Source organism: Gordonia westfalica, assembly GCF_900105725.1.
GTDB classification, from domain to species: domain Bacteria; phylum Actinomycetota; class Actinomycetes; order Mycobacteriales; family Mycobacteriaceae; genus Gordonia; species Gordonia westfalica.
In genome coordinates, this window is record NZ_FNLM01000034.1 from 4,166,031 (window position 1) to 4,177,162 (window position 11,132).

The 11,132-nt window shown below is 66.7% G+C and carries 12 protein-coding genes; 5 read left to right on the top strand and 7 right to left on the bottom strand.

What is annotated here, in order from left to right:
* The first annotated feature begins 189 nt into the window (after positions 1-189).
* Positions 190-1,479: a 3,4-dihydroxy-2-butanone-4-phosphate synthase gene (gene ribB, locus BLU62_RS24570; RefSeq protein WP_074852462.1), complete on the top strand. Its 1,290-nt coding sequence runs from the start codon at positions 190-192 to the stop codon at positions 1,477-1,479.
* Here the strand turns inward: ribB and BLU62_RS24575 are convergent.
* From BLU62_RS24575 to BLU62_RS24585, 3 genes are read right to left on the bottom strand one after another with little or no spacing between them, the layout of a single operon-like run.
* Entirely contained in the window at positions 1,476-2,222 is a 747-nt protein-coding gene (locus tag BLU62_RS24575) for a GntR family transcriptional regulator (RefSeq protein ID WP_074852463.1), read from the bottom strand. The two genes, ribB and BLU62_RS24575, sit on opposite strands and share 4 nt — an antisense overlap.
* A gap of 17 nt (positions 2,223-2,239) precedes the next feature.
* Entirely contained in the window at positions 2,240-3,016 is a 777-nt protein-coding gene (gene fabG, locus BLU62_RS24580) for a 3-oxoacyl-ACP reductase FabG (RefSeq protein WP_074853255.1), read from the bottom strand.
* A 57-nt stretch (positions 3,017-3,073) separates the two neighbouring features.
* Complete coding sequence (locus BLU62_RS24585) at positions 3,074-4,093, bottom strand: phosphotransferase enzyme family protein (protein WP_074852464.1); 1,020 nt, start codon at positions 4,091-4,093, stop codon at positions 3,074-3,076.
* Positions 4,094-4,382: 289 nt separating this feature from the next.
* Between BLU62_RS24585 and BLU62_RS24590 the strand changes: the two genes are divergently transcribed.
* Complete coding sequence (locus BLU62_RS24590) at positions 4,383-5,705, top strand: aspartate aminotransferase family protein (protein ID WP_074852465.1); 1,323 nt, start codon at positions 4,383-4,385, stop codon at positions 5,703-5,705.
* A 50-nt stretch (positions 5,706-5,755) separates the two neighbouring features.
* Here the strand turns inward: BLU62_RS24590 and BLU62_RS24595 are convergent, their stop codons facing one another.
* The 4 genes from BLU62_RS24595 to BLU62_RS24610 form a co-directional block, all read right to left on the bottom strand.
* A complete protein-coding gene (locus BLU62_RS24595) occupies positions 5,756-6,688 on the bottom strand; it encodes an SDR family oxidoreductase (RefSeq protein WP_074852466.1) in 933 nt (310 codons plus the stop codon).
* 145 nt (positions 6,689-6,833) lie between these two features.
* Positions 6,834-7,340, bottom strand: a complete 507-nt coding sequence (locus BLU62_RS24600) for a flavin reductase family protein (protein WP_074852467.1) — start codon at positions 7,338-7,340, stop codon at positions 6,834-6,836.
* Positions 7,337-7,852 (bottom strand): NADPH-dependent FMN reductase, encoded by a 516-nt coding sequence (locus BLU62_RS24605; protein ID WP_074852468.1) that lies wholly within the window; start codon positions 7,850-7,852, stop codon positions 7,337-7,339. The genes BLU62_RS24600 and BLU62_RS24605 overlap by 4 nt, the downstream gene beginning before the upstream one ends.
* 79 nt (positions 7,853-7,931) lie before the next feature.
* Positions 7,932-8,789 carry a GntR family transcriptional regulator gene (locus BLU62_RS24610; RefSeq protein WP_074852469.1) on the bottom strand — a complete coding sequence of 286 codons (858 nt, stop codon included), beginning with the start codon at positions 8,787-8,789 and terminating at the stop codon, positions 7,932-7,934.
* On the opposite strand from BLU62_RS24610, the gene BLU62_RS32590 reads away from it, so the two are divergent.
* From BLU62_RS32590 to BLU62_RS24620, 3 genes are all read left to right on the top strand, one after another.
* A complete protein-coding gene (locus tag BLU62_RS32590; protein ID WP_139180073.1) occupies positions 8,788-8,982 on the top strand; it encodes a hypothetical protein in 195 nt (64 codons plus the stop codon). The genes BLU62_RS24610 and BLU62_RS32590 overlap by 2 nt on opposite strands.
* Before the next feature lie 98 nt (positions 8,983-9,080).
* The gene (locus BLU62_RS24615; protein ID WP_074852470.1) at positions 9,081-10,241 is read left to right on the top strand and encodes an ABC transporter permease; all 1,161 of its coding nucleotides are present in this window, start codon (positions 9,081-9,083) and stop codon (positions 10,239-10,241) included.
* A gap of 1 nt (position 10,242) precedes the next feature.
* Positions 10,243-11,118 carry an ABC transporter permease gene (locus BLU62_RS24620; RefSeq protein WP_074852471.1) on the top strand — a complete coding sequence of 292 codons (876 nt, stop codon included), beginning with the start codon at positions 10,243-10,245 and terminating at the stop codon, positions 11,116-11,118.
* Positions 11,119-11,132 lie beyond the last annotated feature (14 nt).

Genomic DNA, 11,132 nt, shown 5'->3' on the forward strand with positions numbered 1-11,132 from the left:
CCGTCTCCGCGTCCATCAAGCGGCGTATTTCGACCCCCGATCGCCGATGAGCTGCACTTTCATAAAGCGCAGGCGGCGAAACTCTCCGGCCACGGGCGGGTTTCCGTGCCGTCACGGACGCGGTGTCGAATGGTGCACAGGTCGTGGGAGACCACGACGACCATGCTTCGTCGACGTCGAGGAGAGCTGATGAGCGCCATCGAGAACGCAATCGATGCCCTGCGCGCGGGCCGGCCGGTCCTGGTGACCGACGCCGCGGACCGCGAGAACGAGGGCGACGTCATCCTGGCCGCCGACCGTGTCAGCACCGAGTGGACCGCGTGGACCGTGCGCAACACCTCCGGCCTGCTATGTGCGCCGATGGCCGGTGAGCGTGCGGACATGCTCGAACTGCCGTCGATGGTGACCAACAACGAGGACCCCAAGGCGACGGCGTACACGGTGACCGTGGACGCGGCCGAAGGAGTCACGACCGGCATCTCTGCCGCCGACCGTGCGCTCACGCTGCGCATGCTGGCCGGGGCCGCATCCGGCCCCCGAGACTTCACCCGGCCCGGGCACGTACTACCCCTTCGTGCCCGGCCGGGTGGGGTGCTCGAGCGCCCCGGTCACACCGAGGCCGCCGTCGATCTGTGCACGCTGGCCGACGTCGCCCCGGTCGGCGTGATCGCCGAACTCGTCGCCGACGACGGTTCGATGATGCGCTACCCGCAGGTCGCCGCGATGGGGTCGCGCATGGGACTCCCGGTGCTCACCATCGAGGAGTTGGTCAACTACCGTCGCGTCCACGACGCGGACCGCTGGTCGGTGGTTCCCCGGGTGCGCCGCGGGGCGGAGACGGTCCTGCCGACCCCGACCGGCGAGCTCCGGGCGATCGGCTACCGCGACGCCGAGACCGGTGCCGAACACGTCGCGCTCGTGAGCGCGGGGATCACCGGAGAGGGGCTGGACCAGCGCGCCCCGCTGGTGCGCGTGCACTCCGAATGCCTCACCGGAGAGGCGTTCTCGTCACAGCGCTGCGAATGCGGACCCCAGCTCGACGCGGCGATCGAACGCATCAGTTACGACGGTGGTGTCGTCGTCTACCTGCGTGGACACGAGGGTCGCGGGATCGGGCTGCTCCAGAAACTGGCCGCCTACCGACTGCAGGATCAGGGCCTCGACACGGTCGAGGCGAATCTCGAACTCGACGAACCCGTCGACGGACGCGAATACGGTGCGGCAGCGGCAATCCTGGCCGACCTCGGGATCGAGCGCGCACGCGTGATGACCAACAACCCCGACAAGGTCCGCGGATTGACCGACTCCGGGATAGAGGTGGCCCAGCGTGTTCCGCTGATCGTGGGTGTCATGCCGGCGAACGTGCGCTACCTCGACGCGAAGCGCCGGCGCCTCGGGCACCTGCTGGGCACCATGTCCGGTAGCGGGTTCGACATGAGCCATACGGGTGACTTCTCGGTGGGTTCGCGCGCGAACTAGGTCCCCCTGACCTCGCGGGATACACCCGAGGTCGAGATGAGGCGAACACGGTCCGACCGAAACAGGTCGAAGGAGTACTCGAAAGGTGTGCCGGAGTCGTCGCGCGACAACCGCGTGATGGCGAGAAGTGGTCGTCGGACGCCGATTTCGAGCCAGCCGGCTTCACTTCCGCTGGCCGCGCCGACCTCGATGATCTCGGTGGTCCGGGTGGCGACCAGTCCGTACCGTGTGCGCAGCAGTTCGTAGAGCGACCCGTCCAGGGGATGTTCCAGGAGACCGGGAACCAGTTCCACGGGGAAACAGGCCAGGTCGACCGACAGCGGCGCACCATCGGCGAGTCGGATCCGGCGGACCGCGAACACTTCTGCACCGTCCGTGATCTCGAGGGCCCGCGCCTCGATCGGGGTCGCCGGACGACGTTCCGCACCGACCACCCGCGTCGCGCTGGCATGTCCGGACTCCGCCAACAACGCGGGGAGGCCGGCAGATTCGGCCGCATGGCGTTCGACGACATCGGCGCGGATGAATGTGCCACCGCCCCGGCCGGTCCGGCGTTCCAGGATGCCTGCCCGGCTGAGTGGGAGCAGTGCGCTGCGCAGCGTCGATCTCGACACCGAGAACATCTCGGCCATGTCGCGCTCGGTGCCCAGCCTCGCGCCCGGAATCAGGGTTCCCTGGGCGAGCATCGCGAGGATGCGGCGGCGCACGTCCTCGGCGACCGGGCCGCCGGTGGTCTCCCCCATCCGGGTGTCGCGATGTCTCAGGCGGGGATGGCGTCGGGTGACTCGGGGAGCACCTGGCCCCCGTCGACGGCGATCGCCTGCCCGGTGATGTAACCGGCCTCGCGGGTGGCGAGGAACGCGGCGAGATGACCGATGTCCTCGGGGGTGCCCAGGGCCTTCATCGGAATGGCCCGGGTCATGCCCGCGATGTAGTCCTCGCCCATCTCGACGAGGCCCTCGGTCAGGACGTTCCCGGGCATGATCGCGTTGACGGTGACGCCCTGGGCGGCGAGTTCGACTGCGGCCGTGCGCATGAAACCCAACTGAGCGGCCTTCGACGCGCCGTAGTGCGACCAGTTGGGGAACCCGGTGATCGGGCCCGTGATCGACGAGGTGATGATCACCCGGCCACTGCCCGACTCGGTGAGCGAGGACACGCAGGCCTGCACGGTGAACACCGTGCCCTTCACGTTCACGTCGAGGACCTGACTGAGCTGCGCATCGGTCATCGTCTCCAGCGATGCCTCGGGGAAGATGCCGGCGTTGGCGCAGACGACGTCGATCGCCCCGAAGGCCTCCAGGACCGTACGCGCCATCTCGTCGCACGACGACCGGTTGCTGACGTCGGTCACGACCCCGATGATCCTGCCGTCGCCCACACCGCTGAGTTCTGCGACAGCCGAATCGATCTCGTCCGATGATCGCGCCGCGATCGCAACGTCGGCACCCGCGCGCGCGAAGACCCCGGCGATGCCGCGTCCGATCCCCTTGGTGCCGCCGGTGACGATCACCGATCGGTCGGCCAGGCTGAACATGGTCATGATGCTCCTGTGGATGTGCGTGACGGCGGGGATCGGCATGAGGCAGTCGTGTCAGGCCGCGGAGGTTCGGGCGGTGACACGACGTAGCCACGACGGATCGTCGAGGTACCTGCGGGCGAGAGATGCTGTGCCGGGAACGAAGTCGTCGGCGATACCGAGTGCGGCGTCGGCGTCGGAGTGCGATGCCACCCATGCGGTCAGATGGATTCGGCGCAACAATACGAAGGTTGGGATCAGCGCGAGATGGTCATCCGGCAGCGGCCGCACCGCGGTGTACCCGCGCAACCACTCATCGATGAGGTTCTCGGTCTCGGTTTTGTCCTCGATCCACGAGACAGCGGAACCGAGATCGGTGAGGTGCCACGACCAACCGCAGTCGTCGAAGTCGATCACGGTGATCGCCGGGAGGTCCGAGCTCGGATCGACCATCAGATTGGCCAGACGCAGATCGGCGTGCACGAGACCGAATCGGTCCGGCCCGGTGCCGAATTCGGCGAGTCGGTCGGTGATGACCCGGACGGCACGGTCGATGTCGGCGCAGTCCTCGGAGGACAGGCCGCGAGCCTCGCGCCACTGTCCCCACCGGGCGTGCGGGCCGAGTATGGCGTCGACGTCCCAGGTGAACCTGACGAAGTCGGCAGGTGCGCGCCACCTGGTGCTGTGCTCGTGGAGATGTGCGGTGATCGAGCCGATGGTCGCGAAATCGATGACAGCGGGGGACTCTTCGGCGGTGCACCCGGGTATGACCGTGACGGCGTCGATCAGCAGGGTCCGGCCGTCCACGGTCACGCCGACGACCTCGGCACCGTCGACGGCGGCGACCGGGGTGGGGGTGGACACCGGTGTCTCGGTTCCCAGGGCCGCCATCCAGCGGAGTTCGGAGCGGATTGCCTCGATGGGGTGATAGCCGGGACGGTGCACGCGCAGGACGAGTTGTCGTGCCGCGTCTTCGGCGAGATAGGTGGCGTTCTCCGACAGACTCAACAGACGCAGCGAGGCGGACGTCGCGAATCCGTAGCGAGGCAGGGCCTCCAGCGCGAACGCGCGGTGGTCTGGGGGTAGTCCGGGCACCGGAACAGTGTCGCCCGAAGTGGTATCCGTGAGCAGACCAAAAGGCGATGTTTAACGTGGCCGTAGCGATCGGCGCGGAGTAGGAAACGCAGCGGAAACAATCTCCCCTGTTTACTCCTGTTCGTGTTGCCCGCCAATGATTTGCGGCGTAGGAAAGAGGAACACGGGTCAGCCGACCTCACGCCTGTGCCTCACGCGCGTCCTCGAGTCGGCCACACCGACCGGGCCGAGCAGACCAAAATGCCGGGTGGCTCTCTCCGCATCATCACTACAGCTAGGACGATCCCACGTGAGCTTCTCCAACATCATGGACTCCAACAGCTACACCGGTGGCTCGGTGGGACGCCATGGGGACGGGATCATCGAGGCGCGCGAACGGATGCTGGGGCCGGCGTATCGGCTGTTCTACCGTAATCCGGTACATCTCGTGCGGGGCGAGGGGAGCCATCTCTTCGACGCCGACGGCACCCGCTACCTCGATGCCTACAACAACGTGGCCAGCGTCGGACACTGTCATCCGCATGTCGTCGACGCCGTGATGCGGCAGATGACGTCGATCAACACCCACACCCGTTACCTCCACGACGGCATCGTCGACTACTCCGGGCGTCTGCTGGCCACGCTCGGACCGGGGATCGACCAGGTGATGTACGCGTGCACCGGGTCCGAGGCGAACGATCTGGCCCTGCGTGTCGCGTCGGCCCACACGGGAGCCTCCGGGGTCATCGTGACGACCGAGGCCTATCACGGCAATACACATGCGGTGACCGCGATCTCGCCGTCGAACGGTGGAGCGCCGGTCCTCGGTCCGCAGGTCCGCACGGTGCCGCCGCCCGACCCTCGTTCGGCGGGTTCGACCGCTGAGACCTTCGCCGAGCATGTACGGCGAGCGGCCGACGACCTACAGCGCGCGGGGTTCGGCGTCAGCTGCCTCATCGTCGACACGATCTTCTCCTCGGACGGCATCTTCGCCGACCCCGATGTCCTCGGCCCCGCCGTCGCCGCGGCGCGCGCGGTCGGGGCGGTGTTCATCGCCGACGAGGTGCAACCGGGCTTCGGCCGGACCGGCGACGCCATGTGGGGTTTCGACCGCCACGGAGTGCGGCCCGACATCGTCACGATGGGCAAACCCATGGGCAACGGGCTGCCGGTGTCCGCGATGGCAGCCCGTCCCGACGTGCTGGAACGGTTCGCGACGACGCAGCCGTACTTCAACACGTTCGGGGGCAGCCCGGTGTCGATGGCTGCGGCGGCCGCGGTGCTGGACGTGATCGAGAGCGAGGATCTGCCTGCGCAGGTGACCCGCATCGGTGCTCGGCTCCGCGAGGGGATCACGCGTATCGCGGCCGATCACCCTGCCGTCGGCGACATCCGGGGAGCCGGGTTGTACATCGGGGTGGAGATCGTGACCGCCGACGCCGCTCCCGATCGCGGGCGTGCCCGTGCGATCGTGGAGGCCATGCGGGACGCGCACGTCCTCATATCCGTCTGCGGCGAGCACGGAAACGTCCTGAAGATCCGCCCGCCGCTGGTGTTCTCCGACTCCGACGTGGACTGGTTCTGCACGGCGCTGGATTCCGCGCTGGCAACGACACTCGCGACGGCCGGCTGAAGCCCGACCCCGTGTGAATCACTCTGTGATCAAGGAGGTCGCGACAGATGTCATCGACCGGTCTCGGCGACGGTGGGCATGTTCGCCGTCGTGACGTTGCGCCCACTGCTGGCCCGATGTTGCTCTGCAACAACGGCGTCGGTCTTCTCGAGGAAGTCGTCGAGTTCGGGTCCGAACAACCGGTCGCCGAGACGGGTGGAGAGCAAGTGCTTGCACCATGCGGCGACGGCGACCCAGCCGGGGACGTAGATGCGGCGCTGTCGTCGCGCGATGCCACGGACAAAAGCGTCGGCACACACGTCGACACCGACTATCTCGTCCAGGGGCGGACCGAGCTTCTTGAGGTAATCGTCGAACACGGACAGATCAGACTGGATGTCGCGGATGAGCGGGGTGTCGATCCAGCTCATGTGTGCCGAACCGACGGCGACTCCGAGGCGCCCGACCTCGGCGCGCAACGACGTCGCCAGATGATCGACAGCGGCCTTGCCGGGTGCATAGGGTCCCATGCCGGGGCCGGGTAGGAATGCGGCCATCGAGGATACCAGCAGTAGGTACCCCCGACGTTCGATGATCGAGGGGAGGGCGGCCCGCACGGTGAAGAAGACGCCGTTCACGTTGATGTCGATACCGCGCCGGAAGGTCTCGGGGGCCATGTTCCGGAACGAACCGTATGTTCCGACACCGGCGTTGGCCACCACGATGTCGATACCGCCGAATCGCTCGATACCGGCCCGGACGGCGGCGTCGAGCGCGGCATAGTCGGTCACGTCGGCGACGTACCCGTTCGCGCGGGTGCCGATCGTCGCGGCCACGTCGTCGACGGCGGATCGGTCGATGTCGACGAGGATCAGCCGCGCGCCCGCTCCGGCGAGACGCAGGGCGGTCTCTTTGCCGATCCCGTTGCCCGCGCCGGTGATCAACGCGACCTTGCCGGTCAGGTCGACCTTCCTGTCTGAACGTGGGATCGGCAGAAATGCCATGGCGGGCTCCTCGGGTGGACCTCTTCCCCGGCTTGCGTGCCAGTATGCGCTCGTGCGTGGGCGGTGTACAGGATGGTTCGACGCGGCAACGATGTCGGCGGACCCACTGCGCGGCGCGCACCGAGGGTCGCCGCGCAGTGGGGGATCAGGCGCTGAGCCGGGCGAATGCCGAGCGGTGGAAGACGATCGGCTGCTTGGAATGATCGTTTGCGAGACCGGTCACCCGCAGCACGACGATCTGGTGATCGCCTGCGGTGTGCGAACTCTCGATGGCGCACTCGAAATGGACCGGCGCGTCGTCGAGGAGCAGCGCCCCGCTGGGCAGCACGGTCGTGCCGACCCCGGCGAAGCGCTGTGTCTTGTCCTTGGAGGACAGCTGCCGGATCACGTCGGTGTGGCTTTCGCCCAGAACCGAGACACCGAGGCTGGGCAGGTTGCGCAGCATCGGCCAGGTGGTCGAACTCTGTTGCACGGCGAACATCACCAGGGGTGGCTCCTGGGAGACACCGACGGCGAAGGACGAGGCGACGATGACGGTCGGCTCGGTGTCCGATATCCCGGCCAGTGCCACGACACCGGTGGGGAAGGCGCCGAACGCCTTTCGCAGTTCAGCACTGTCCAGATCGGTGGTCGGTACCACGTTCGTGCTCATCGGTCACCCGCCGAGACCGTGACGTTTGCCGAGGCCAGCACGACCGAGCCCCAGCGATCGATCCAGGGCTGGAACGCCTCTGCATCGTCGTAGAGTTTGTCGACGACGTAGAGGCCGGCCGCCGGAACGGTTGCGCCGAGTTCGACGAGAACCGGCTTCAGGAGCAGGTCGGGTGCCATGAAGTGCGCGGGGCCGGCACCCAGCATCAGCGGGATGGCGGTGACGTCCTGGAGGCCGTCACTCGTCGAGAACTGGTCGAGGAAGAGCTTCAGTAGCCCGGTGTAGGTGGCCTTGAAGGTTGGTGACCCAAAGACCACGAGGTCGCTGTTGGCGACGGTCTCGACGGCGGCCGCCACCGCGGAGTCACCCCAGCCGAGCAGACCCGCGCCCAGGTCGACCACGTCGACGACATGGTCGGGCTCCTTGCCGGTGAGGGTCGACGCCAGCAGGCTCGCCGCCGACAGCGTTCTCGATGCAGGCTTCGGATTGCCTGCCACAACGGAAACGATCACGATGCTCCCTTCGAATGTCGCGAGATGCGTTCTCCTGCAGAGTGCGCGGGCGACATTGCCGAATGGTCAACCGATTATTTCACCCAGGTTGCGCGAGGCGAACCGGTCCTTCCGGGTCCGACTCCTGCGAAATCTCATTGGTGCACAACGATTCTTCCGGCGCAGGAGCCTGTTCCGGCTCGGCGCACCACGTCACGTCGGAGTTGTCGATCTGTGATTCGAAGCGGATTCGGTCCGCCCGGAAGCGGTCGAAGACGATCTCCACCGGCGTGCCGTCGGCGGTGGTGTAGAGGATCTCGCGCGAGAGCAGCGTCTCGCCGGGACGGACGTCGAGCAGGCGGGCGGTTCTCTCGTCGGCACGTTCGGCGCCGATGGAGACCGAGGCGCCGCCCGGTGCGACCCCGAAGAACTCGGCGAGTGTCCGTGCCATCGACATCGGCTTGTCCCGAAGGTCATTCGGGTCGGCGTTGAAACGCGGAGAGAAATAGGCGCTGCGCATCCCGATGATCTCGTCGTTCGCGATGAAGGAGTTCTCGACGAGACGGACGACGTCGTCGTCGATCTGTAGACGTTCGCGGATGAGCGGGAAGGTCGGCACGATGCACTGGTCGGTCACCTGGATGTGAACCAACTCGCCGCCGGTCGCGGAGATATCGTCCAGTGCGACACCGAGATCCCGGCGATTGACTCGCGTACCGACACGAGGCCGGCGGATGACGACGCCGGTCTCACTCAGCTCGTTCAGGGCAGCGCGCACCGAGCCGCGGCTCGAGTTGAACATGATCATGAGGTCTTCTTCGACCAGTTGCGCGTCGATGTCGATGGTGCCGTTGCGAATCGAGGCGAGGATGAGGTCTCGGACGCGCCGGGAGGACACCTGACGCCCACGCGCGGAGCCGCCGCGCGAGCGGGGGTGGAACGGGGGTGGTGTCGTCATGGGTATGACTTCCGATCTTCCAACAGCGGGGGTTGAACTGCCGATGGGTACTGAGTCTAAGGACTCTTGCGAAGATCAGCGCGGGCAAGTTGTGCGCGTCACATTCGGCGCAAAAAAGATCTCGTCGATGCCGAACGGCCCGTTGACCTGCGGCTACGCGCCGATGATCACGAATGTGAACCCGCGCAATTGATCAGTCACGCCAAGACGCGGGTTTCGAAACAAACCGACCACAGGATCGGCACTCAACAGATCGAGACCCAACAGATCAAGTCCTAGATGGGAGATCGAGTGACCGTCGATATCAGCGTCGACCCGGGCATCGTCGACCCGGGCGCTGTCGATTCACGACGCGCGACGACAACCGCCGGTGGCGGCAGTGCCGGGACGAAGGGGTCCGCAGCCGGGGCGTTGTGGTCGCGTATTTCCGAATGGGCCTGGATCGGGCGTGCGGCGGGTCGGGGAATCGTCAACTTCCTGATCTTCGTGATCGTCGCATTCTTCCTCGTCCAACTGATCCCCGGCGATCCGCTGGTGTCGGCATCAGGTGGTCGACTGTCCGGTGCTGCGCTCGAACAGGCTCGAGAGGCATACGGCCTCAACGGTTCTCTGGCTTCACAGTTCTGGGCGTATCTGACCTCGTTGTTCAGTCTCGATCTCGGCAGCTCGATCGCCACCGGCCGCCCGGTCGTCGAGGACATGGCCACCCGGGTGCCCGCGACCTTGGAACTCATCGGTGCCGGACTGTTCTTCGCCTGTCTGATCAGCCTGCCGATGTCCTACCTGATCGTGACCCGACCGACCAATCGGTTCTCCAAAGTGCTTCGCTCCTACGCGAGTTCGGCAGGCGCGATCCCCGAGTACGTCGTCGGCATCCTGTTCCTGTTCGTCTTCTTCGCCACCTTGGCCTGGGTCCCGGCCCCGTCCGGACGACTCGACCCGATTCTCATGCCGCCGGCGGAGGTCACCGGATTCCCGGTCCTCGACGCCTTCATCGCGGGAGACACCGCTGCGGCCAACTCCTACATCGCGCACCTGATCCTGCCGGTGGCGGTGATGACCGTGTCGCACTCGGCGATCCTGGTGAAGTCGTTGGTGCTGGCACTCGACACCGAGATCGACAGCTCGGCAACGCGTTTCCGGATCGCCTCGGGCGCTCCGCGACGGGTGGTGATCCTGAGCATCTACCGCAGGGCACTGCCTTCGGCGGTCGCGATGCTCGGCATGATCTTCGGCCTGCTCCTCGGCGGCGCGGTCGTCCTCGAATCACTGTTCGGTCTCGGCGGTCTGGGTCAGTACGCGGTCGACGCGGTCCGCTCGTCGGATGTGTTCGCCCTCCGGTCATTCCTGGTCGTCATCGCCGCCCTGTGTCTGATCGTCTGCTTCCTCACCGAGGTGGCCACCGGTCTTCTCGATCCCCGTCGCCGCGACTCGCGAAACCAGGAGGTCTGACATGGTCATGGCACCCCTTTCCACGATGACGGAATGCCCCGATACGCTGCGGAGTTCCGGCAAGACGGCCGGGCTTCGCGACTACACGGCTCTCATCCCGTTCGCTCTCCTGCTGCTTCTCGCGGTGTTCGGGCCGATGCTGGCGCCGCAGTCGGCCACCGAGGTGGTCGGCACCCCGTCGACCGCGCCGTCGGGCGACCACTGGTTCGGCACCGACTCCAACGGATTCGACGTGCTCTCCAGGACACTCACCGCGTTCCGTCTCGACATCCTCATCGCCATCGGCGTGACGGTCCTCGCTACGGCCGTGGGCATCGCCATCGGATCGATCGCCGGCATGTACGGCTCGAAGGGCGGGCTACTCGGCGCGATCGCGGCGACGCTCGGACGCACCATCGATCTGGTCCAGGCGATGCCGGTGATGATCGGCGGCTTGGTCATCGTCTCCTTCTTCGGCCGCAACCCGGTGGTCATCGCATTGGCACTCGCGTTGGTGCTCATGCCATTCCAGGGCAGGCTGATGCGAACCGAGGTGCTGCGGACGCGGAACGACGGCTTCGTGACCGCTGCGCGGATGAGTGGCGAATCGGAGTTCCGCATCCTGATGCGCCACGTGATCCCGAACTCGTGTGCTCCGGTCCTGGAGAACGCGTCGGCGATCTTCGGAATGGGGATCATCTTCTGCGCCGGCCTCGGCTTCCTCGGCGTCGGTATCCCGCTGCCGACGGCGGAATGGGGCAACATGCTCGCCGACGGAGCGGCGGACGCCGCGGTCGGACGCTGGTGGCCCGCCCTGTTCCCGGTGCTGGCCCTCGCCTACTCGGTGTGGGCGGCTTCCCGGGTCACCACCTTCATCTCACGCCGTCGCGGCATCTGATCCCGGCGCAATCG